The sequence below is a fragment of the Sphingomonas sp. 8AM genome (genome assembly GCF_902506455.1).
Lineage (GTDB): Bacteria > Pseudomonadota > Alphaproteobacteria > Sphingomonadales > Sphingomonadaceae > Sphingomonas.
The window spans coordinates 2,029,151-2,051,440 of sequence record NZ_LR733844.1; the positions used below are offsets into that span (position 1 = coordinate 2,029,151).

The 22,290-nt window shown below is 68.0% G+C and carries 23 protein-coding genes and 1 tRNA gene; 18 read left to right on the top strand and 6 right to left on the bottom strand.

All coding sequences use genetic code 11. The features are described 5' to 3' along the window. The first annotated feature begins 34 nt into the window (after nucleotides 1-34). Nucleotides 35-2,410, top strand: coding sequence for a glycoside hydrolase family 127 protein (locus BACI71_RS09505; protein ID WP_236552924.1), 2,376 nt, complete (start codon nucleotides 35-37; stop codon nucleotides 2,408-2,410). Then, a complete protein-coding gene (locus BACI71_RS09510) occupies nucleotides 2,407-3,969 on the top strand; it encodes a family 43 glycosylhydrolase (protein WP_159758077.1) in 1,563 nt (520 codons plus the stop codon). Before BACI71_RS09505 ends, BACI71_RS09510 begins: the two co-directional genes overlap by 4 nt. Nucleotides 3,970-4,180: 211 nt before the next feature. On the opposite strand, the gene BACI71_RS09515 is transcribed toward BACI71_RS09510, so the two are convergent. From BACI71_RS09515 to BACI71_RS09525, 3 genes are all read right to left on the bottom strand, one after another. Further along, entirely contained in the window at nucleotides 4,181-5,095 is a 915-nt protein-coding gene (locus BACI71_RS09515; protein WP_236552925.1) for a glycoside hydrolase, read from the bottom strand. 10 nt (nucleotides 5,096-5,105) lie between these two features. Beyond that, on the bottom strand, nucleotides 5,106-7,958 hold the full coding sequence (locus BACI71_RS09520) for a glycoside hydrolase family 127 protein (RefSeq protein WP_159758079.1): 2,853 nt from the start codon (nucleotides 7,956-7,958) through the stop codon (nucleotides 5,106-5,108). A 213-nt stretch (nucleotides 7,959-8,171) separates the two neighbouring features. Next, entirely contained in the window at nucleotides 8,172-8,918 is a 747-nt protein-coding gene (locus BACI71_RS09525) for an SDR family NAD(P)-dependent oxidoreductase (protein WP_443018503.1), read from the bottom strand. A gap of 323 nt (nucleotides 8,919-9,241) precedes the next feature. Here BACI71_RS09525 and BACI71_RS09530 point away from each other — a divergent pair, with 323 nt between their 5' ends. The 5 genes from BACI71_RS09530 to BACI71_RS09550 are packed head-to-tail and all read left to right on the top strand — an operon-like array spanning nucleotide 9,242 to nucleotide 13,347. Beyond that, a complete protein-coding gene (locus BACI71_RS09530) occupies nucleotides 9,242-10,156 on the top strand; it encodes an ATP-grasp domain-containing protein (RefSeq protein ID WP_159758083.1) in 915 nt (304 codons plus the stop codon). Then, entirely contained in the window at nucleotides 10,153-11,169 is a 1,017-nt protein-coding gene (locus tag BACI71_RS09535) for an LLM class flavin-dependent oxidoreductase (protein WP_159758085.1), read from the top strand. The genes BACI71_RS09530 and BACI71_RS09535 overlap by 4 nt, the downstream gene beginning before the upstream one ends. After that, on the top strand, nucleotides 11,166-11,891 hold the full coding sequence (locus BACI71_RS09540; protein ID WP_159758087.1) for a methionine ABC transporter ATP-binding protein: 726 nt from the start codon (nucleotides 11,166-11,168) through the stop codon (nucleotides 11,889-11,891). Before BACI71_RS09535 ends, BACI71_RS09540 begins: the two co-directional genes overlap by 4 nt. Beyond that, the gene (locus BACI71_RS09545) at nucleotides 11,888-12,553 is read left to right on the top strand and encodes a methionine ABC transporter permease (RefSeq protein ID WP_159758089.1); all 666 of its coding nucleotides are present in this window, start codon (nucleotides 11,888-11,890) and stop codon (nucleotides 12,551-12,553) included. The genes BACI71_RS09540 and BACI71_RS09545 overlap by 4 nt, the downstream gene beginning before the upstream one ends. Nucleotides 12,554-12,561: 8 nt before the next feature. After that, the gene (locus BACI71_RS09550; RefSeq protein WP_159758091.1) at nucleotides 12,562-13,347 is read left to right on the top strand and encodes a MetQ/NlpA family ABC transporter substrate-binding protein; all 786 of its coding nucleotides are present in this window, start codon (nucleotides 12,562-12,564) and stop codon (nucleotides 13,345-13,347) included. A 137-nt stretch (nucleotides 13,348-13,484) separates the two neighbouring features. Here the strand turns inward: BACI71_RS09550 and BACI71_RS09555 are convergent. Beyond that, a tRNA-Ser gene (locus tag BACI71_RS09555) sits at nucleotides 13,485-13,574 on the bottom strand. Nucleotides 13,575-13,703: 129 nt separating this feature from the next. On the opposite strand from BACI71_RS09555, the gene hspQ reads away from it, so the two are divergent. The 4 genes from hspQ (at nucleotide 13,704) to BACI71_RS09575 (ending at nucleotide 15,550) form a co-directional block, all read left to right on the top strand. Next, entirely contained in the window at nucleotides 13,704-14,084 is a 381-nt protein-coding gene (gene hspQ, locus BACI71_RS09560) for a heat shock protein HspQ (RefSeq protein WP_051272777.1), read from the top strand. Nucleotides 14,085-14,220: 136 nt separating this feature from the next. Then, nucleotides 14,221-14,517 (top strand): 50S ribosomal protein L21, encoded by a 297-nt coding sequence (gene rplU / locus BACI71_RS09565; RefSeq protein WP_022687449.1) that lies wholly within the window; start codon nucleotides 14,221-14,223, stop codon nucleotides 14,515-14,517. A 28-nt stretch (nucleotides 14,518-14,545) separates the two neighbouring features. Further along, nucleotides 14,546-14,815, top strand: coding sequence for a 50S ribosomal protein L27 (gene rpmA / locus BACI71_RS09570; RefSeq protein WP_022687450.1), 270 nt, complete (start codon nucleotides 14,546-14,548; stop codon nucleotides 14,813-14,815). A 183-nt stretch (nucleotides 14,816-14,998) separates the two neighbouring features. After that, nucleotides 14,999-15,550, top strand: a complete 552-nt coding sequence (locus tag BACI71_RS09575) for a GNAT family N-acetyltransferase (RefSeq protein WP_159758093.1) — start codon at nucleotides 14,999-15,001, stop codon at nucleotides 15,548-15,550. An 11-nt stretch (nucleotides 15,551-15,561) separates the two neighbouring features. On the opposite strand, the gene BACI71_RS18065 is transcribed toward BACI71_RS09575, so the two are convergent. Beyond that, nucleotides 15,562-15,690 carry a hypothetical protein gene (locus BACI71_RS18065; RefSeq protein WP_268894064.1) on the bottom strand — a complete coding sequence of 43 codons (129 nt, stop codon included), beginning with the start codon at nucleotides 15,688-15,690 and terminating at the stop codon, nucleotides 15,562-15,564. On the opposite strand from BACI71_RS18065, the gene BACI71_RS09580 reads away from it, so the two are divergent. Beyond that, nucleotides 15,674-16,075, top strand: coding sequence for an OsmC family protein (locus BACI71_RS09580; protein ID WP_159758095.1), 402 nt, complete (start codon nucleotides 15,674-15,676; stop codon nucleotides 16,073-16,075). The genes BACI71_RS18065 and BACI71_RS09580 overlap by 17 nt on opposite strands. A 506-nt stretch (nucleotides 16,076-16,581) precedes the next feature. Here BACI71_RS09580 and BACI71_RS09585 read toward each other — a convergent pair. Continuing rightward, complete coding sequence (locus BACI71_RS09585; RefSeq protein ID WP_159758097.1) at nucleotides 16,582-17,436, bottom strand: metal-dependent hydrolase; 855 nt, start codon at nucleotides 17,434-17,436, stop codon at nucleotides 16,582-16,584. Nucleotides 17,437-17,493: 57 nt separating this feature from the next. Between BACI71_RS09585 and BACI71_RS09590 the strand changes: the two genes are divergently transcribed. From BACI71_RS09590 to BACI71_RS09615, 6 genes are all read left to right on the top strand, one after another. After that, a complete protein-coding gene (locus BACI71_RS09590) occupies nucleotides 17,494-18,093 on the top strand; it encodes a TetR/AcrR family transcriptional regulator (RefSeq protein WP_236552926.1) in 600 nt (199 codons plus the stop codon). 225 nt (nucleotides 18,094-18,318) lie between these two features. Next, nucleotides 18,319-19,365, top strand: coding sequence for a GTPase ObgE (obgE, locus tag BACI71_RS09595; RefSeq protein ID WP_159758099.1), 1,047 nt, complete (start codon nucleotides 18,319-18,321; stop codon nucleotides 19,363-19,365). 40 nt (nucleotides 19,366-19,405) lie between these two features. Further along, nucleotides 19,406-19,969, top strand: a complete 564-nt coding sequence (locus tag BACI71_RS09600) for a Uma2 family endonuclease (protein WP_159758101.1) — start codon at nucleotides 19,406-19,408, stop codon at nucleotides 19,967-19,969. A gap of 31 nt (nucleotides 19,970-20,000) precedes the next feature. Continuing rightward, a complete protein-coding gene (gene proB, locus BACI71_RS09605; RefSeq protein WP_159758103.1) occupies nucleotides 20,001-21,104 on the top strand; it encodes a glutamate 5-kinase in 1,104 nt (367 codons plus the stop codon). After that, nucleotides 21,101-22,000, top strand: a complete 900-nt coding sequence (locus tag BACI71_RS09610; protein WP_159758105.1) for an NAD-dependent epimerase/dehydratase family protein — start codon at nucleotides 21,101-21,103, stop codon at nucleotides 21,998-22,000. The genes proB and BACI71_RS09610 overlap by 4 nt, the downstream gene beginning before the upstream one ends. Nucleotides 22,001-22,042: 42 nt before the next feature. Then, entirely contained in the window at nucleotides 22,043-22,285 is a 243-nt protein-coding gene (locus BACI71_RS09615; RefSeq protein WP_028965121.1) for an acyl carrier protein, read from the top strand. Nucleotides 22,286-22,290: the final 5 nt, after the last annotated feature.

The window sequence follows — 22,290 nt, forward strand, 5'->3', positions numbered from 1 at the left end:
CAAGTAGAGCTGAGCGATCAATAGGAGTACATGGATGTCGGCCCTTACCCGCCGCACACTGATGACGGGGGCGGCTGTCCTGACGGCCGCGACGGCGCTGCCGCGCGCCCTTCAGGCCGCGGGCCGCGCGCGCCTCCCGGCGCAGGCCACACCGCTGCCGCTTTCCGGCATCCGGCTCGCCCCCTCCGATTTCGCGACCGCGGTCGAGGCGGATCGCGCCTACCTGCTCGGGCTCAGCGCTGACCGGCTGCTCCACAATTTCCGGAAATATGCCGGCCTTGAGCCGAAAGGCGAGATCTACGGCGGGTGGGAGAGTGACTCGCTCGCCGGCCACACGCTCGGTCATTATCTGACCGCGCTGGTGCTGATGCATCAGCAGACCGGCGACGCCGAGTGCCGCCGCCGCGCCGATTACATCGTCGCCGAACTCGCCGAGGCGCAGGCGAAGCGTGGCACCGGCTATGTCGGCGCGCTGGGCCGCAAGCGGAAGGGCGAGACCGCGATCGTCGACGGCGAGGAAATCTTCCCCGAGCTGATGCGCGGAGAAATCCGCTCGGGCGGGTTCGACCTCAACGGTTCGTGGTCGCCGCTCTATACCGTGCACAAGCTCTTCGCGGGGCTGCTCGACGTCCATGCCGCCTGGGGCAATGCGCAGGCGCTCAAGGTGGTGCTCGGGCTCGCCACCTATTTCGAGCGCGTGTTCGCCGCGCTCGACGACGAGCAGATGCAGAAGGTGCTGGGCTGCGAATATGGCGGGCTGAACGAAAGCTATGCCGAACTCTATGCGCGCACCAGGGACCCGCGCTGGCTCGCCGTCGCAAAGCGTATCTACGATCGCCGTGTCCTCGATCCGCTCGCCAATCAGGACGACAAGCTCGCCGGCTTCCACGCCAATACGCAGGTGCCCAAGCTGGTCGGGCTGGCGCGCCTTTACGAGCTGACCGGCGAACAACGCTATCGCACTGCGTCGCAATTCTTCTGGGATCGCGTGACGAAGCATCACAGCTACGTCATCGGCGGCAATGCCGATCGCGAATATTTCTTCGGTCCGGATCGCATCGCGCGCAACCTCAGCGAAGCGACCTGCGAGCATTGCAACACCTACAATATGCTCAAACTGTCGCGGCAATTGTTCGCGCAGACACCGAACGGCGCGTACTTCGACTATTACGAGCGCGCGCACCTCAACCACACGCTGTCGCAGATCAACCCGCGCACGCGCGGCTTCACCTATTTCACCCCGATGCTGTCGGGCGCGGCGCGCGACCACGCACCGGCCGGTCAGGAAGGCTTCGTCTGCTGCGGCGGCAGCGGAATGGAGGCGCACGCCAAGCACGGCGACTCGATCTTCTGGGAAGGCGAGGGCATGTTGCTGGTCAACCTCTACATTCCCGCGCAGGCGCAATGGCCCGCCCGCAACGCGACGCTGACGCTGGCGACCGGCTATCCCTATGAGCCCGAGGCGCGACTGACCTTCGCGACGCTCGGCAAGCGCGGGCGCTTCCCGGTCGCGCTGCGCGTGCCCGCATGGGCAGCGGGCGCCGAGCGCGTCACCGTCAACGGCGAGCCGGTCGCGACCGAACATGCCGGCGGCTATGCGATCGTCGAGCGCCGCTGGAAGGCGGGTGACACGCTCGCGATCACGCTGCCGCTGGAGTTGCGCACCGAGACCGCGCAGGGCGGCGGCCCGGTCGCGGTCCTGCGCGGCCCGCTGGTGCTCGCCGCCGACATGGGCCCGGCGACGGCGCCGTGGCAGGGCGCCGAGCCGGCGCTGGTCGGCGACAATGTCCTCGCCGCCTTCACCCCCGTCGCGGGCGCGGCGGGCACCTTCGCCACGAAGGGCGTGGGTCGCCCCGGCGACCTGACCTTCGTCCCCTTCTACCGCCAGTACGAACGCCGCAGCGCAGTGTACTTCCGCGAGTTCACCGAGGGCGAGTGGCGCAACGAGGAGGCCGCCTTCCGCGCCGAACAGGCGCGTCAGCAGGATGTGGCGGCACGCTCGATCGACGTCATGCACTTCGGCGAGATGCAGCCCGAGCGCGACCACAATCTCGAAAGCGAGAAGTCGTGGCCGGTCAGCTATCGCGGCCGCAACGGGCGCGACGTGCGCTCCGGCGGCTACATGGCGTTCACGCTCAAGGCGCGACCCGGCCCGCTGGTGCTGCAGGCGACCTATTGGGGCGACGACAGCAATCGCGGTTTCGACATCCTGGTCGACGACGTGAAGGTCGCCAGCGAGTTGCTCAAGGGCGGCGCACCCGGCCGCTTCGTCGACATCGACTATCCGCTGCCGCAGGCGCTGACCCGCGGCAAGACGGCGCTGCGCGTCCGCGTGGTGCCGCATGACGGACAGACCGCCGGCCCGCTCTTCGGGGCGCGGCTGCTCGCCGAAAAGGGAGCCGTAAAGTGAACCGCTACATCATCGCCGCCGCGCTCGCCGCGGCCCCCGCCGCGCTACTCGCGCAGGACGGCGTTCCGGTCGTCGCGCCGGGCAATCCGATCCTCGCCGACGGCCGCTATTACTCGACCGATCCCGCGCCGTTCGTCGATGGCGACACCTTGTGGATCCTCGCCGGTCGCGACGAGGCCCCGCCGAACGTCAACGACTTCATCATGAACGAATGGCAGTTGCTGTCGACCAAAGACCCGGCCTCGGGTCGCTGGCGGCACTATCCGTCGATCGCGCGGCCGGAGGCGGTGTTCGCCTGGGCGGAGCCGGGCCGCGCCTATGCGGGGCAGATCGTCAAGGGCTTCGACGGCCGCTATTACATGTACGCACCGGTGATGCAGCGGAACAGCGACGCGCGCGACCGGTTCGCGATCGGCGTCGCGGTCGCCGACCGCATCACCGGGCCGTGGCGCGATGCGCATCCGTCCGGCCCGATCATCTCGCAGCGCGTCGGCGTCCCCAACGACATCCAGAACATCGACCCTACCGTGCTGATCGACGACGACAAGCGCGTCTACTTCTATTGGGGGACGTTCGGCCAGTTGCGCGGCATCGAACTGGCGCAGGACATGGTGACGCCGAAGGGTCAGGCGATCAGCGTCAACTCGCTGACCGGCTTCTTCGAGGCGCCGTGGCTAATGAAGCGCAAGGGCACCTATTACATGCTCTATGCGGCCAATCATGCGGGGCCGAAATCGCCCTGCACCCCGGCCGTCTATCACGCCTGCATCGCCTATGGCAGCGCGCCCTCCCCGCTGGGCCCATGGACCTATCGCGGCGTCGTGCTGCCGCCGGTCAGCTCCACCACCGACCATTCCGGCGCGGTCGAGTTCAAGGGGCAATGGTACCTCACTTACCATACCGCCGATGCGGTCGGCGGCGGGCATTTCCGCCGCAGCGTCGCGATCGACCGGATGGATTGGGACGACAGCGTCACCCCCGCCGCGATCCGCCCGGTCACCCCGACCCGCCGCCCGCAGCCGCCCGCGGCCCCGACGCGCAACATCGCCGCGACCGCCTACGCTGCTGCCTCGAACGAGCCGATCCCGCTGCAATATTGGATCAAGTCGCTTAACGACGGCGTAGTGAAGGACGCGCCGCTGCCGCCCGATCTGTGGGGAAGCTGGTCGCCGCACAACCCGCCGCAGCAATGGATCGAATATCGCTGGGCGAAGCCGGTGACGCTGGACGGCAGCCGCATCCGCTTCTGGGGCGACCACCCCGCCGGCGCTGACGAAGGCGTCGCGCCACCGCGCGCCTGGCATCTCGACTATTGGGACAACGAGTGGAAGCCGGTCCCAGGCGCCAGCGGCTATGGCGCCGTCGTCGATGGCTGGCAGGCAGTGCGCTTCCGACCGATCACCACCCGCTGCCTGCGGGCGGTCTTCGACGCCTCCGGGCAAGCGGGCAAATATGCCGGAGTCGCTGTGCAGGAATGGGAAGCCCTTGCCCCCCGTGCTTCGTTACCCGCGAAGAAGGGGTCGGGGTTTATCGGGGGCTGCGACGCAGCGAAGGGCTGAGCACGACGCCATCAAGCTGGGGGATCACAACCCCCGTCACTTATGACCCGTCCGGGGCTCGCTTCTCGGCCGCCGCCGCCGAGACAAAAGCAGGCCTCCGGTTCACGTCCGGGGTGATGAGGGGCGCGGCAGGCGCGAGACGCCGACCATCTGTTCAGGAGGTCGGCCTTCCTTGTTCGACAGGTCCGGGAAGCGGGGCATTCCCCCGCTCTCAACAGACCTCTGCGGTCGGCGGCGGAGGAGCGCCCGGCACTGCGCCGGGCGGCACCCGCGCGGGATGCATGTAGAAGACATCTCCGGACAGCCGGTGGTTGTCGCCGTACACCTCCGACAACACGTTGTAGAGCGCCGGGTCATACGCCAGCAGATCGGCGTCGTTGAGAATGATGCGCCCGTCGATTACCACACGCTTGTTCGAGTTGAACCAGAATTGCGTGCCCTCGGCCCAATATTCGTCGATCGTGGTCATCCCGTACTCGCCCTTCCACAGGCCGCTCGCCTGCGCCGCGGCATAGGCGTGCTCGACGCGGGCGTAGAGCGCCGGATCGGCCTTGCGGGCGGCATGAAGGATGCCGTGCGAGAACTCGTGGACGAAGATGTTTTCGCCGTAATAACGCGTTCCCGGCAGCCCCAGCAGATTTTCGGTCGCGGCGCTGGTCAGGTTGCCACCCATCCCGCGCGCGCGCGAATTCCAATATTGCGCGTCGGTCAGCCGGCCGATCCGCTCGTCATAGTGTTTGCGCTCGCACACGGTCAGCCGCGGATCATCGCGCGCCGGTTTCTCCCAGCCGTGCTGTTCGGGCACGTCCGTCGTGCCCTCGGTTTCGGCCATGATGACGACCCGGAATCCACGCGCGATCATCGCGCGGCGCAGATCGGGGCGCTCGATCAGCATTTCGGTGACGATATCGCGCGCACGGAGCAGCGCAAGATCGGGCACTGCCGCTGACGAGGTGATCGGCAGCCCGACGGCATCGATATGACGCTTGTAGAACGGGTCCAGCTTCAGCTGCGCAGGCGGCGCTCCGATCACGCTTGCGGCATAATCACCGGTCGGCGCCTGCGCTGCCGCCGCGCCGGCCATGCTTCCCGCCGCCAGCAGCAGCGCGGCGCGTACCATCTTCATCGCCTTCATCTCAGGCCTGCACCCTCTTCGCCTGTTCGATCCACACCAGCGATTGCGGCCCCGTCGCCGCGCGCCGCTCGTCCGCCACCGCTTGCTGCCCTCCGCCCGCGCTCACGCTGCCGGGCGCATATTCGACGCCCGACCGACCGGGAAACTCATGGATCGGCCCGCCGACGCGGTTCATCCGCGCATAATTCGGGATCGCGGTCAGCGGTGAGCCATCCGCCCAGCGCCCGCGGATCGCGACCACGCCGCCCAGCAGGTCACCGCGCCATTCCGGCACCAGCGCGTCGTTGCCGATCGGCAGGTCGATCCGCCGCTGGTCGGCCTTCTCGACGTTGTAAACCAGCGGCCCATACCGCAGCGCCACCTTGCCGCGCGTCGCCTCGATCCGCTGGTCGGCGGTGACGCGCTGCACCGCCATCGGCAGTTCCAGCTCGACCTTGTCGCCCTTGCGCCACTCGCGCGTGATGACCGCATAACCTTTCTCGATATGCGGCGTCACCGCCTCGCCGTTCACCGCCAGCCGCACCAGCCCGCCGACCGCCGGCTCGGCATGGTAGAGCACGCTCGTCTTGCGCTGCGGCACGCGAATGCGCAGCGCGAAGCGGCGCGTCTCCTGCGGGTTGACGGTGATCGCCACCGCCCCCTTCCACGGATAGTCGGTTTCCTGCACCATCTCGACCGGCGTCCCCGCCACCTCGCCCACCTGGATGCGGCTGCCGACGAACAGATTGACATACAGCCCGTCGTCGCCCTTCACATAGGTCCAGGTCGGCATCATCAACAGCGTGCGCGGAATGTTGCCGACGCAGCACGGACAGGTGTGCCAGCGCGCGCGCTCGGTATCGACCAGCGGATTGGTGTAGCAGAAGCTGGTACCGGCCAGATCGGTCGCGCCGAGCAGCGCGTTGTACATCGTCTCCTCGTAAAGATCGGCGTATTTGGCGTCGTGATACGCCAGGTTCAGCTTGTACTGGAAGAAAATCAGCCCGCAGCTCGAACAGGATTCGCAATAGGCATTGTTGCGCAGCGCATAATTGCCGCCAAACCCTTCCGACGTATCCCCGCTGCCGACCCCGCCGGTGACGTAATACTTACGATTGACCATATTGTCCCAGAGCGACATCACCGCGCTCTGGTAATCGCGATCGCCGGTCTCGGCGGCGATGTCCGCCATCCCCGAATAGAAATAGACCGCGCGCACCGCATGGCCGACCGCTTCATATTGCTGCTCGGGCGGCAAATGGCTTTGGTCGTACTCCGACCCACCCTCGCGGGAATCGAGCAGGAAGCGCGCCAGCTTGATGTACGCATCGCCACGCCCGTGGCCTTCGACATCGTTGACGAACCGCCCGAAGCGCACCAGCGCCTGTTCCATCTCCTGATGGCCGTCGAACCACGGCTTCTTGCCCGGCCCGAGATGCGCGACCCAGCAATCCGCGAGCTTCTTGGCGGCGTTGTACAGCCGCAGGTCGCGCCCGCCGGTCAGCGTGTGATGGTTGATCGCCGATTCGATGAAATAGCCCGCGACATAGCCCTCGTGGTCGGCGCGATGCTCGGGCGACCAGCGCTCCGGCCAGTTGCGGCGATCGGCGAGCGTATAGGCGGTGTGCAGATAGCCGTCGCGCTCCTGCGCGGCGAGGATGATCGGGATCCAGCGCTCCAGCGTCGCGTGCATCTTCGCCTGCGCCTGCGCGATCTCGGCATCGCCCTGCGGATCGACCATAAGCGCGATGCACATCGATTCCACCGTCTGGTGCACCCAGGCGTTGGAGAAGACGTAGCCCTTGTGCCGCGCATGCGGTTCGCCGCGCAGCGCCTTGCCCGCTTCGATGAAATTGTCGATCCCGCCCTGCCCGTCGGTCAGGTCGGTGCGCTCGCAATAGGCGATGCAATGCGGGATCCAGTTGACGATCAACGCCTTGGCGCGCGCATTCCACAGCGGGCTGTGGATCGCATAGGGCGTGGTGTAGACGACATCCAGCCGCTTGGCGGGCGGCGGCGTCTCGGCACGCAAGGCGAGCGTCGACTCCGAGGTCTTGCGCTGCGCGCTCGCCGCAAGCCGCAACACATAGTCACCCGGCTGCGTCACCATCGCGCGCGTCGCCGTCGCGCCGGCATCGGCGAACACCACCTTGCCCGGCCCGCTCACCTGCGACCAGCGGACGGTATCGCCCGAACTGCGTTGCAGCCATTCGGCCTTGCCCGCCAGCCAGGTCTGACCGCCGACCACCATGGCGCGGTCGACCCCCGCACCGACCACCGGCGCAAAGGCGGGCACTGGTCCGGCGTTATAGACCTTCCATTGCAGCACGCCGACCGACTTCTGCCCGTCACCGACGAACGACAGCTTCAGTTTAGGCGTGGTGACTCGATCGAAGGTGGTGCGATTGAAGCGATCTCCCGCCACCCCGCCGCCCCGCGCGTTGCGCACGGGGACGAACGCCTTCCCGTCCCACCAGGAGAGCTGCGCCGAGGTCGGCAGCGCAATGCCCTGTCCGTCCTGCCACCAATAGACGTCGATGCTGTCGGTCGAAACCGGCTGATCCCATTCATAGATCACCCATTGCGGCCCGGTCTGCGGCCATGTCCCGTACGCGCCGCGCGCCGCATCGGCGGAGGCCTGCGGCTCGGCACCGTTGTTCAGCGCCGCAACGCTCGTATCCCCGGACACGAACTTGGCGGTCGCCCGCGCCACCTTGGCCAGATTGATCCGTTCCGACACCGGCGCCGCTTCGGCGATCCCGCCCGACGCCAGCGGCAAACCGAGCCCGGTCGCCAGCCCCGCCAATACCTTACGCCGCCCGACCTTGGTAGCGGGTCCCGGCGCACCGCCGTCGTTTACCTGATCGTGCCCCACCGACTACTCTCCACTCTCCAACGGTCACCCGTCACTCCGGCTGCCTCCGTCCACGATCGTCCGGGCGGAGAGCCAGCGACCAAGCGCCCTGAAAACGTAGATACCGTATACCGAACTGAAGGTTGGGCAAGTGCCCGGGGAACAATCTGGGTCAAGTAGAACGGCAACCGGCGTCACCTTCTGCATCACCAAGCCGGATTTTGCGCGCCAGGCTCAGCTCCCGCGCGCCACCTGAAACCCCGCGAACGACTGCGTGACCGGCATCAGTTCGACGCGATTGATGTTCAGGTGCGCGGGCAGCGTCGCGATCCACAGCACGGTGGCGGCGATGTCGTCGGCGGTCATCGGTGCCGCGCTATCATAGAGCGTGTCAGACGCCTGCTGATTGCCCCCGGTCCGCACCAACGTGAACTCCGTCTCGACCATCCCGGGATCGATGGTGCTGACGCGCACGCCCGTCCCGTGCAGATCCGATCGCAGGTTCAGCGCGAATTGCTGCACGAACGCCTTGGTCCCGCCGTAGACGTTGCCGCCCGTGTACGGATAACTCCCCGCCACCGACGCGATGTTCACGATCGCGCCCTTGCGCGCGATCAATCCGGGCAACAGCTGGTGCGTGATCGCGACCAGCGCCGTGACGTTGGTGTCGATCATCGTCCGCCATTGCGCGAGGTCGGCCTGCTGCGCGGGCGCCGTGCCGAGCGCGAGGCCGGCGTTGTTGACGAGAAGGTCGATGCCGCGGAACCGCTCCGGCAGGGTGTCGAGGGCGGCATCGCGGCCGGCATCGTCGCGGATGTCGAACGCCGCGGTATGAACACGCTCGCCATGCTGGTCGGCAAGCGCCGCCAGCCGGTCCGCGCGGCGCCCCGTCGCAATCACCTGCCAGCCCGCCTCGACCAGCGCTTTCGTGGTCGCACGCCCGATCCCCGATGTCGCGCCGGTGACGATCGCAGTCTTCATGGTCATTCCATCCTCGTTCTCAACGGTCCTGCGGACACGATGCAGCTACGTCGATCCGCTCACATATGCGCAGACGCCGTTCGTTGCGCCGGACGCATGACGACGCCCTTCGATCCGGCTGCCGGCCGGCTCAGCGTGGGCCGGCCAACGCTTACCCGCGACATCCCGGTTGCGCCTGCGACCGGTGCATAGCGTCCTGCCGCCTGCGCGCGAAGAGCCGCGCGACCGACGATACTCAAGCTGCGCTAGGCGCGGCCAAAGCCGAATTGCTGACCCTTGTACCCGGTCACCGGCTAGCTAGCGCGGACAGCTTCAGGAACCGCATGACCGATCTCGTCCTCCTCTACGAACATCCGATGTGGTTCCGGCCGCTCTTCGCCGCACTGGACGAGGCGGGGATCGGCTATCGTGCGATCCATGCCGATGGCTTCGCCCTCGATCCGGCCGCGCCGACCCCTCCCGCACCGGTCGTCTTCAACCGGATCGCGATGTCGAGCTTCCTCCGCAGCCCGGAACATCCGATCTTCCACGCTGCGGCGGCACTGGCCCATTGGGAAGCCCGCGGCGCGCGCGTGCTGAACGGTGCGGCGGCGCTGGCGATCGACGCGTCCAAGGCGCGGCAATTATCGCTGATCGCCGGTCTGGGGCTCGCGATCCCGGCGACGCGGGTCGTGCACCGCGCGGTCGACCTGCCCGCTGCGGCGGCCGGACTACGCTTCCCGGTGGTGGTCAAGGCGAATATCGGCGGCTCGGGCGCGGGGATCGTGCGCTACGACAGCGCCGACGCGCTGGCCGCGGCGGTGGCGGACGGCAGCACGCCGGACAGCATCGACCGCGTGCTGCTGGTGCAGGAATATATCCCGGCGCGCGGCGGCACGATCACCCGGATCGAGACGCTCGGCGGGCGGTTCCTCTATGCCATTGCGGTGGACGGCGGCGGAAGTTTCGATCTGTGCCCGGCGGATGCCTGCGCGCTGCCCGGCCGGCCGACGATCACGATGACGCGCGTCGATCCCGACCCGGCGCTGATCGCGGCGGCCGAGGCGATCGTCGGCGCAGCGGGGATCGATGTCGGCGGCGTAGAGGTGCTGATCGACGACCGCGACGGCGTGGCGCGCTTCTACGACATCAATGCCCTGTCGAACTTCGTCGCCAGCCCGCTCGACGTCCTTGGCTGGGATCCGCACGCCCGGCTGGTCGATTGGCTGGCCGCAACGATCGCGGAGACGGTGACGTGAGATACGGGTTCTGGATGCCGGTCTTCGGCGGCTGGCTGCGCAACGTCCCCGACGAGGGCATGGCGGCAACATGGGATTATGCCAGGCGACTGACCCAGGCGGCGGAGCGATGGGGCTATGACCTGACGCTGATCGCCGAGCTGAACCTCAACGACATCAAGGGCGTGGAGCAGCCGGCGCTCGACGCATGGTCGACTGCCGCCGCGCTGGCCGCGGTGACCGAGCGAATCGAGCTGATGGTCGCGGTCCGTCCCAACTTCCACCACCCCGCCCTGTTCGCCAAGGCAGCGGCGAACATCGACCGGATCGCGGGCGGCCGGCTGTCGCTCAACGTCGTCTCCAGCTGGTGGGCGGACGAGGCGCGGCAATACGGCCTGCAATTCGATCGGCACGACGATCGCTACGCGCGCACCGCCGAGTGGCTGACGGTGGTCGATGGCCTGTGGACCGAGGACAGGTTCAGCTTCGACGGACGCTTCTACCGCACCGAACAGGCGATCTGCGCCCCCAAGCCGGTCGCGAGGCCGATCGTCTATGCGGGCGGCGAAAGCGAGGCGGCGAAGACGATGATCGCCACGCAATGCGACGCCTATGTGATGCACGGCGACCCGGTGTCGGCGATCGCGCCGAAGCTCGCCGACATGCGCGCGCGGCGGGCGGCGGCGGGCGGCGGGCCGATGCGCTTCGGCATGGCCGCCTACGCGATCGTCCGCGACAGTGCGGCCGAGGCGCAGCGTGAGCTGGAGCGGATCACCACCGTCACCGAACTTCCCGCCGGCTACGCCAATTTCGACCAGTGGCTGTCGGGAACCCAGCTCGAACGCGAGCTGAAGCTACAGGAATATTCGGTCTCCAACCGTGGATTGCGCCCCAATCTGGTCGGCACGCCCGAACAGCTGAAGGAGCGGATCGCGGAATATGAGGCCGCCGGGCTCGACCTGCTGTTGCTCCAGATGAGCCCGCAGGCCGAGGAGATGGAGCGGTTTGCGACGCAAGTGATGGGGACGGCATGATCACGCTGCGCGGCGTCTGCAAACATTTCCCGGACGGCACACGCGCGCTGGATGACGTGTCGCTCGATGTGCCGCGCGGGGCGATCTTCGGCGTGATCGGCCGATCGGGGGCGGGCAAGTCGACGCTGCTTCGGCTGCTCAACGGACTTGAGCAGCCCAGCGCGGGGACGGTGCAGGTCGACGGCGTCGACCTCGGCGCGCTCGATCGGCCCGGCCTGCGCGCGCTGCGCCGCCGCACCGGCATGATCTTCCAGTCGTTCGGCCTGCTCGCCAACCGCAGCGTTGCCGCCAACGTGGCGCTGCCGCTCGAACTGGCCGGCGTGGCGCGCGGCGAGCGCGACGCGCGGGTGTCGGCGCTGCTCGACCGGGTCGGGCTCGCGGACAAGGCGGCGAGCTATCCCGCGCAACTGTCGGGCGGTCAGCGGCAACGCGTCGGGATCGCCCGCGCCCTGGCGACCCGCCCCGACGTCCTGCTCTGCGACGAGCCGACGAGCGCGCTCGATCCCGAAACGACGCGCTCGGTGCTGACGTTGCTCGGCGAGCTGAACCGCGAACTCGGGCTGACGATCGTGCTCATCACCCATGAGATGTCGGTGGTCCGCGCGGTGTGCAGCCATGTCGCGGTGCTCGATCGCGGTCGCGTGATCGACAGCGGGCCGCTGGACGTCGTGCTGGACGGCGATCATGCCGCGACCCGTGCGCTGCTCGGGGAAGCGGCATGACCGGCTGGTTCGCCAACGTCATCTGGAGCGACATCGCCGTCGCGACCCGCGACACGCTGGTGATGCTCGCCGCATCGCTCGCGCTGACGATTCTCGCCGGCGTCCCGCTTGGCGTGTTGCTGTTCGTCAGCGCGCGCGGACAGATCGCCGAGGCGCGCTGGCTCAACCGTCTGCTGGGCATCGTCGTCAACGTGCTGCGCTCCGTCCCGTTCGTCATCCTGCTGATCGTGCTGATCCCGGTGACGCTGGCGGTGGTCGGCACATCTTTGGGGGTAGCGGGCGCGATCCTGCCGCTCGTCGTCGGCGCCGCCGCCTTCTACGCGCGGCTCGTCGAACAGGCGCTGCGCGACGTGCCGCGCGCGACCATCGAGGCGGCGCAGGCGATGGGGGCGAGCCGCCGCCAGATCGTCACCCGCGCGCTGCTGCCGGAGGCGTTGCCGGGCCTCGTGTCGGGCGCCACCGTCACCGCGGTGGCGCTCGTTTCGTTCACCGCCATGGCCGGCGTCGTCGGCGCGGGCGGGCTGGGCGATCTGGCCATCCGCTACGGCTATCAACGCTTCCAGACCGACGTCATGCTGGTCACGGTCGTGCTGCTGGTCGTGCTCGTCCAACTCCTCCAGCTCGGCGGCGACTGGCTCGCGCGCCGGCTGGATCATCGTTGAGGATACCGATGCTTTCCCGCCGCACGTTGCTCGCCGCCGCTCTGTTGCTCGCTGCCTGCGGCAGCAAAGGCGATCCGAACCGGCTGACCGTCGCCGCCACCGCGGTGCCGCACGCCGAGATCCTCGCGCAGGTCAAGCCGCTGCTGGCCAGGGAAGGCGTCGATCTCGAGGTGCGCGTCTTCAACGACTACGTCCAGCCGAACCTGCAGGTCGATCAGGGCCAGATCGACGTCAACTACTTCCAGACCAAGCCGTATCTCGATCAGTTCAACAGGGAGCGCGGCACGAAGCTGGTGCCGGTCGCGGGCGTCCACGTCGAACCGCTGGGTGCCTATTCGCGCCGCTGGAAGGCGATCAGGGACATCCCGGCCGGCGCCAGCGTCGCGATCCCCAACGAACCGAGCAACGGCGGCCGCGCGCTGCTGGTGTTGCAGAAGGCCGGGCTGATCCGCCTCAAGGATCCCGCCAATCCGCTCGCGACGATCGGCGACATCGCGGCGAACCCGCGCAACCTGCGTTTCCGCGAGCTGGAGGCGGCGACGCTGCCGCGCGTGCTCGGCGAGGTCGATCTCGCGCTCATCAACACCAATTATGCGCTGGACGCGAAGCTGGATCCGACCCGCGACGCGCTCGCGATCGAGGACAAGAACTCGCCCTACGTCAATTTCGTCGTGGGCCGCCCCGGTGCCGCGGAGGACCCGCGCGTCCGCAAGCTGGTCGCGGCACTGCGCAGCCCGACGACCCGTGCGTTCATCGACCGGACTTACAAGGGTGCGGTGCTGCCGGCCTTCTAGCGTCGACGGTCCCGATCGTCCGCGTCGCTCGCCGCTTGCCGCACCGGCAAGACGCGGGGCGCAGACGTCCGCAGCGGCGTCGACAGCGCAAGCAAAATCCCGCCGCAGTCGCGCGGACACCCGCACAGATAGGTAAGTGGCGGAGAGGGTGGGATTCGAACCCACGGTACCCGTGAGGGCACGCCGCATTTCGAGTGCGGTGCATTCGACCACTCTGCCACCTCTCCGCGAGGGTCACCGGCGGCTTGTAAAAAGCACCCGGCGGTGGGTCGAGGCGCGGCCCCTAGCGGCTTGCGATACGCGACGCAAGCGCATCTCGTGTTGTGCTGCACGAATTCTGCACTAGATACGCCTTCATGACCCGCGATGCGCTGGCTGATACCCGCCTCCCTGCCGATCCGATCGCCCCGCCGATCGCCCACGCCCGTTTCTCGATCGGCGACGTGGTGCGCCACCGGATGCTCGATTTCCGCGGCGTGATCTTTGACGTCGATCCCGTCTTCGCCAATAGCGAGGAATGGTATCAGTCGATCCCCGAAACGCTGCGCCCCGCCAAGGACCAGCCCTTCTACCATCTGCTCGCCGAGAATCTCGAATCGAGCTACGTCGCCTATGTCAGCCAGCAGAACCTGGAGCATGACGACAGCGACGAACCCGTCGATCATCCCGCGATCGCCGGGCTGTTCGACCGGTTCGACGACGGGCGCTATGGATTGAAGCGGTTGCACCGGCATTAACCCTGCCGCCCGGGGCGGGGAATCGGTTGACATCCCGAAAGGGCTAACCTAACCGCCACGCTTCAACCGTGCGGCTGTGTCCGTTGCGGTCCATGACATTTGGGAAGCAATTCCCGTTGAAGGAAACATCGTAGCCATGTTCGCAGTCGTGCGCACGGGCGGCAAGCAGTACCGCGTCGCCGCCGGAGACAAGATCGTCGTCGAGAAGATCGAAGGCGAGGCCGGCGCGTCGGTGACGCTGGGTGACGTGCTGCTCGCTGGCGAGGGCGCGGAACTGAAGGACGTCGCGGGCCTGACGGTCGCCGCCGAAATCATCGCCCAGGCGAAGGGTGAGAAGGTGATCGTTTTCAAGAAGCGTCGCCGTCACAACTATCGTCGCCGCAATGGCCATCGCCAGAACCACACGATCCTGAAGATCGTCTCGGTCGGCTGAGCCCCAAAGCGCGAAAGGAACAGACACAATGGCACATAAGAAAGCAGGCGGTTCGTCGCGTAACGGCCGTGATTCGGCCGGCCGTCGTCTCGGCGTGAAGAAGTTCGGCGGTCAGGAAGCGATCGCGGGCAACATCCTCGTGCGTCAGCGCGGGACCAAGTTCTATCCGGGCCGCAACGTCGGCATCGGCAAGGACCATACCCTGTTCGCGCTCGTCGACGGTCGCGTGGTGTTCCACGACGGCAAGCTCGGCCGCAAATTCTGTTCGGTCGATATGATTGCGGCCGCGGCCGAATAACACCGGGTGACCATACGGGTTGCCCACCAGGGCGACCCGGGGTTCCACGACGGAACCCAGCCAGACAAGGGAGACGGGTCCGCCCCGGCTCCCTTTTTTCTTGCTGCTCCCTCCGCTTACCGTTCCCGTGTCGCGCGCGCGTCATCGTCGCGTGCCACGGGCCCGTCGCAGGAGATGGAGCACATGTTCGCGTTGACGCCCCGTTTGACGTTACGGCCCGGCTGGTTCGAGGACGCGCCCGCGCTTGCGCAGGCGATCGGCCACGAAACGGTCGTGAACCGCCTCGCCCGCGCCCCTTGGCCCTACACGCCGGAGGATGCGGAGACGTTCCTGTCGCTGCCGCGCGGCGCGACCGAGCCGCGCTTCGTCATCGTCGAGCGTAGCGGCGATCACCGGCTGATCGGCGGCATCGGCCTGCACCGCGCCGACAATGGCGACCACGAACTCGGCTATTGGCTGACGCCCGACGCCTGGGGCCGCGGCTATGCGACCGAGGCCGGACGCGCGGTGATCGACATCGCGCGCCACGCGCTCCCGCTGACCCGCCTCACCGCTTACCACCACGCCGATAACGCGGCCTCGGGAGCGGTGCTGCGCAAGCTCGGCTTCGTCGAGACCTGCCGCTCGCAGCGCTGGTCGCTGGCGCGTGGCGGGATGGTCGAGTCGGTCGATTTCGCGCTCGACCTCGATGCGGAAGCGGCCCGTACCGATGCCGCGATGCCGATCGCGGCGTAAACCTTGCTCGGTCATGCCGCGCGAAGCTCGGGCCGCACGCTGTCGTCGGTCGCGGCCGGGATCACCACGCGCATTTCAAAGCGGTTCGACGTCGTGTCGGGACGAAACGAAGGAAGTCGATCGATGAGCGAAACGGTCATTGCCTGCGAACCCGGCCTGCGTTTCCGGGCGACGCATGCCGATTCCGGTACGGTCCTCGTCATGGATGGCCCCAAGGAGCTTGGCGGTTCGGGTGAGAGCTTCTCGCCGAGCGACTTGCTGTCGCTATCGCTGGGCGGCTGCATCCTCGGCACCATGGCGGTCGCCGCACGGTCGATGGACATCGACATCGAACGGCCCACCGCCGCGGTATGCAAGGAGATGGGCGGTACCCCGCGCCGGATCACGCACCTGTCGGTGGTCATCCGCGTTCCCGGCAAATTCGACGAGCGCCAACGGCGCAAGCTCGAGGCCGCGGCTCACGCCTGCCCGGTGCACAGCGCCCTCGGCATCGACGCGCCGATCGGTTTCGACTGGGTCGGATAGCTCATGACGACGCAGGGTCGAATAAACCGGTCGTCATTGCGAGCGTAGCAAAGCAATCCAGGGCGCCCTGATCCGGCTCTGGATTGGTTCGCTACGCTCGCAATGACGGATCAACGTTACGTCATCACCTTCTGGGCGCGTCGCCGGCAACATACGAGCGGTATCGGCAGAGCTTCAAACGTCACGGCGAGCATCCATACGCCAACATCGACGAGGCTTGTCGGCGCGTAATGGACGCCCTTCCCGCCGCCTGCTCCACCTTCGCTGATGGCGCGTATCGGCAACAGTCCAGGCGCCGCCTGCTGACCCACGGCGCGCGACGCCGCTCCGCAAGAAGCTGACAGCCGAGATTACAATCACTTACCGGGCACCGCTATCCTACACGACGGCCGCAGCCTTATACGGTCAGCATGGCCTCGCCCGAACCCGCCGCGTCCCCGCCGCCGCTGTCTTTGACACATTCTCCGACGATGAGCGCAAACATCGTCAACTTCCACCCGGCTGGCTCAGGCGGCGACCTTCGGCAGCACCGCCGCCTCATAGTCGCTCTCCGCCAGCGCGATCAGCTTGCGGTCGTCATGCTTCCACGGATGGAAGCCGGGCAGGAAATACGCCAGCCACACCCCCGCGACCTTCCGCGCCATCCCCGGATAGCCGAACGCATACCACGCCATCCGCGCCCACACCTTTGGCCCGGTCAACCCGTCCTGCCGAAGCAGCTCGGCCATCCCGCGCGCGCGGCCGTGAACGAACCGCCACGTCGTGATCAGCATCACCAACGCCTTGATCCGCCAGCGCGTGAAGCGCGGCCAGTCGCGCGTCGCGTGCAGCCAGGTGTCGTACGCGACGCCCTTGTGCTCGATCTCCTCGGCGGCATGCCACAGCCACAAGGCGCGCGCCTGTTCGTCCCCGCCCGCCAGATGCCGCGGGTTGGCGATCAATTCGTGCGCCAGCATCGCGGTGAAATGTTCGAGCGCGGTGGTTGCCGCAAGGCTGCCGATCGGTGGCCGCCCCTTGGTCAGCGCCAGCGCGGCATCGACGTCGCGATCGAGCAAGGTCGTGTCATAGCCCTGATCGGCGACGTGACGATTGAACGCGACATGCTCGCGGGTATGCAGCACCTCCTGCTTGATGAAGGCGTTGATCTCGCGCTCCAGCCGTGGTGGCGTGCCGTCGCGAAACTTGCGCACGCTGTCGACGAAGAACCCCTCGCCCTTCGGAAACGTGACCGACAGCGCGTTGTAGAAGGCGGTCGCACAGGGGTCATCGTTCAGCCACCAGCGGCGAATCGTCGCGCCACGCCCGAATCGGCGGTCGCGCGGGGTGATGGTCAGGTCGGCGGGGGTGGTTGCTTTCGCCACGGAAATCTCCACTAAAGAACGGAAATGCTCCGCCTTACTTACACTGGTGTCAGTTAGTTGTCCCTTGCTCCGATTGCAACCCCACGCCGGCGGCTGAGCCCCGAGGCGTCGCGTGACGCGGCGCTGGAGGCGGCACGCGTGCTACTGGTCGAGCAGGGACCGCAGGCGGTGACGCTGAAGGCAGTGGCGGGGCGGATCGGGCGGACGCACGCTAATCTGCTCCATCATTTCGGCTCGGCCGACGGGCTGCAATCGGCGCTGATCCAGCGCATGACCGGGTTGGTGGTGGCCCCGATCCGCGATGCCGCCCGCCGCTCGCGCGAACGCAAGGACCCGGCCGAGCTGGTCGACGTCGTCTTCGACGCTTTCGGTGCGAATGGTGCAGGCGCACTGGCGACGTGGATGATTCTCAACGGCAATCAGGATGCGCTCGACCCGATCCTCACCGCGGTCCACGATCTGGTCGAAGACCTGTCACACGAGGAGCAACGCCCCGACGCGCCGATCAAGGACGAGACGTTGCAACTGGTGCTCGCGGCCTTGGGCGACGCGTTGCTCGGCGGTCCGATGGCGCGCGCGCTGGGACTGCCGAGGGACCGGGCGCGCGCGATCGCGCGGCAGATGCTGCTGCGCGACCGGGGCGTAGTGGAGGCGTAGCGGTCTTCGTGGCTTCATCATCCCCGCGCAGGGGAAATCCAGACGCGCAGGTCATCACAGGGGCAGCAACGTCGGAGGTTCTGGATTCCCCCTGCGCGGGAATGACGATAGTTCGACAGAAAACCTGCCGCCGCAAAGCCGCCTCGGCGGTCGCGGGATGAGCCCGCGCCGGCCGGGCGCGCTCCGATATCGCTTTAACCGCGCTAAAGCGGTACGGGGCTCGCCATGCACTTTCTCGATCAAGCGAAAATCTTCGTCCGCTCCGGCTCGGGCGGTCCCGGCGCCGTCAGCTTCCGGCGCGAAAAATACATCGAATATGGCGGCCCTGACGGCGGCAATGGCGGCAAGGGCGGCGACATCGTCTTCGAGGCGGTCGCGGGGCTGAACACCCTCATCGACTTCCGCTATACCCAGCATTTCCGCGCTCCGCGTGGGATGGGCGGCTCGGGCAGCAATCGCACCGGCGCGGGCGGCGACGATCTTGTCGTCAGGGTGCCGGTCGGCACGCAGATCCTCGCCGACGACGAGGAGCGCACGTTGCTTGCCGACATGACGCGGGTGGGCGAGCGAGTCACCTTCCTGCGCGGGGGCGACGGCGGGCGCGGCAACGCCAGCTACAAGACGTCCACCAACCGCGCGCCGCGTCAGCACGGCACCGGCTGGCCGCATGAGGAGGCGTGGGTGTGGCTGCGGCTCAAGCTGCTCGCCGACGCCGGGCTCGTCGGCCTCCCCAATGCCGGCAAGTCGACCTTCATCAACCAGGTCACCAACGCGCAGGCCAAGGTCGGCGCCTATGCGTTCACCACCACCCGCCCGCAGCTCGGCGTCGTGCGCCACAAGCAGCGCGAGTTCGTCGTCGCGGACATCCCCGGCCTCATCAAGGGCGCGGCGGACGGCGCGGGCGTCGGCGACCGCTTCCTCGGCCATATCGAGCGGTGCCGCGTGCTGCTCCACCTGATCGACGCCAACGACAAGGACGTGGCTGAAAGCTACCGCATCGTTCGCGACGAGCTGAGCGCCTACGGCGGCGGGCTCGACGGAAAGCCGGTGGTGGTCGCGCTCAACAAGATCGACACGCTCGACGACGAACTGATCGCGGCGCTCTCGGCCGAGCTGGAGGAAGCGAGCGGCGCGGAAGTGATCCCGATCTCGGGCGCGAGCGGCGTCGGCGTCGACTGGGCGCTCGATCGGTTGCTCGAGGCGATCCCGACCCCCGACCGCCCCGTCGACGACGACGGCGAGGAGCAGGAAGTTGAATGGTCGCCGGTGTGAAACCGGAGCCAACATCATCGCGGACGACTATGTTGGCGCCATGGTCACGCAGATCGCCCCGGACTATCCGACGCTGACCGCCGCCGAGTTTCTCGAATTCGATTTCGGCGACCTGAAGGCGGAACTGGATAACGGAATCATCCGCGTGATGGCGGGTGGATCGGCACGGCACGCCGAGGTGGCCGGTAACATCCAGGCGCTCCTGCGGACGGCGCTGCGGGGCAGCGGGTGCAAGCCCTACATGTCGGACATGGCGACCCGCACGCACGACCTGTCGGTCCGCTACCCCGACGTGTCGGTGTTCTGCGGCAAGAACGACCCGCTGCACGATGCCGCCAAGTCGTTCGACGATCCGCGCGTCCTGTTCGAGGTGCTGTCCGCCACCACCGCCCGCACCGACCTGCGCACCAAGCTGGAAGAGTACAAGGCGCTCGACAGCGTCGATACGATCGTCTTTGTCGACATCGCCAGCGAGCGGCTGCGCGTGATCCAGCGCACCGGCCCGCACGGCTGGAGCGATGTCGCGCATGACGAACCGTTCGACGTGCCGCTGCCGGCGCTTTCGCTCACCCTGCCCCATGACGAGATGTTCGCGCGAGATTGAGCGCCGCGGCGTCCCGCGCTAACGCCGCGTCATGTCGCTCTTCCCTCCCGCCGCCTGCCCGCGCCTGATCGTCAAGATCGGGTCGGCGCTGCTCGTCGATACCGACGGCGGCGTGCGGCGTACGTGGCTGGAGGGGATCGCGCGCGACATCGCCGAACGCACCGCCGCCGGGCAGCAGGTCGCGGTCGTTTCGTCGGGCGCGATCGCGCTCGGTGCCCGGCGGCTCGGGCTCGCCAGGGGTGGACGGGCCAGCCTTGAGGATGCGCAGGCCGCCGCTGCCACCGGGCAGATCGCGCTCGCCGGCGTATGGGCCGACGTGCTCGCCGCGCAGGGGCTGACCGCCGCGCAGATACTGGTCACGCTCGGCGATCTCGAGGAGCGCCGCCGCTACCTCAACGCCGCTGCGACGCTCGGGCGGCTGCTCCAGCTCGGCACGGTCCCGGTCATCAACGAGAACGACTCGGTCGCCACCGAGGAGATCCGCTTCGGCGACAACGACCGGCTCGCGGCACGGATCGCGCAGGCGGCCGGCGCACAGGGGGTGGTGCTGCTCTCGGACATCGACGGACTTTACGACCGCAACCCCGCGCAACCCGGCGCGCAGCACATCCCGCGTGTCGAGCGGATCGACGCCAGCATCGAGGCGATGGCCGATCGCGGCTCCGCCTCGGGCATGGGATCGGGGGGCATGGTCTCGAAGATTGCCGCCGCGCGGATCGCCAATGCCGCCGGCGCCGCGCTCGCGATCGCTTCGGGCCACGCCCTGCATCCGCTGTCGACTGCCGCGCGCCACACCTTGTTCGTCGCCGAGCGGACCGCCCCGGCGCGCAAGGCGTGGCTCGCGGGTGGGCTGACGGCGGCGGGGACGATCCATGTCGATGCCGGCGCGGCACGCGCGCTGACCGAGGGCGGCAGCCTGCTCGCCGCCGGGGCCACGCGCGTCGAAGGCACGTTCGCACGTGGCGATCTGGTCGCGATCGCCGGCCCTGCTGGCCCGATCGCGCGCGGCCTGTCCGAATATGATGCCGCCGAGGCCGCACGGTTGCTCGGGCGACGCAGCGACGAACATGCCGCACTGCTCGGCTATGCGCCGCGCGCCGCGCTCGTCCACCGCAATCATATGGCCTTGCTGTGATCCTCGCGCTGACCGGCGGCACCGGCTTCGTCGGCGGCGCGTTGATCGAACGGGCGCTGGCCGCCGCGCATCAGGTACGCGCCCTCGCCCGCCGCCCGCAGCCGCCGCGCAAGGGCGTGACGTGGATCGCCGGCGCGCTCGACGATCCGCAGGCGATCTCGACGCTCGTCTCCACCGCCGACGCCGTCATCCACGTCGCGGGGGCGGTCAACGCGCCGGATCGCGCCGCCTTCGCCACCGCCAACATCGACGGCACCCGCAACGTGGTCGACGCCGCGCTGACGTGGGACGTGCACCGCTTCGTCCATGTCTCCTCGCTCGCAGCGCGCGAGCCGGCGCTGTCGAACTACGGCTGGTCCAAGTCCGGGGCGGAAGCGGTGGTGACCACCAGCGCACTCGACTGGACGATCGTCCGCCCGCCCGGCGTCTACGGTCCCGGCGACATGGAGCAGCGCGATCTGTTCCGTGCCGCGCGCCGCACCGGCGTGGTGCCGATCCCACCGCGCGGGCGGCTGTCGATCATCCACGTCGCCGATCTCGCCCGCCTGCTGCTCGCGCTCGCCGAAGCGCCCGGCGATCACGCCACCTACGAGCCGAGCGACGGCACCCCGCTGAGCTATGCCGGTTTCGCGCGCGCGATCGGTGCGGCGGTCGGACGGCGCGTCGTCCCGCTCGCCCTGCCCGCCGGACTGCTCCGCACCGCCGCCCGCGCCGACCGCATGTTGCGCGGCATGAAGGCCAAGCTGACCGCCGACCGCGTCGCCTACATGGTCCATCCCGACTGGACCGCCGACCCCGCCAAGGCTCCGCCGCCCGCGCTGTGGCGTCCCCAAATTGCGATTGCTGACGGGCTATCCGCCACGGCACGATGGTATCGCGCCCACGGCTTGCTATAGCGCCGTCAGACAACCGCCGCATTTCAGGGCCAGAGCATTCGCATGACCGACCGCACCGCCATCCTCGACACGCTGCGCACGCAGATCGAACCCTTCAACAAGAAGGGCGTCGCGATCACCGAAGCGACCAGCTTCCAGGGCGACCTGGAGTGGGATTCGCTGACCGTGATGGACTTCGTCGCCGCGATCGAGGACGAATTCGAGATCATCATCACGATGAACATGCAGGCCGAGATCGAGAACGTCGGCCAGCTCGCCGACGCGGTCGAGAAGCTGAAGGGCTGAGGCGC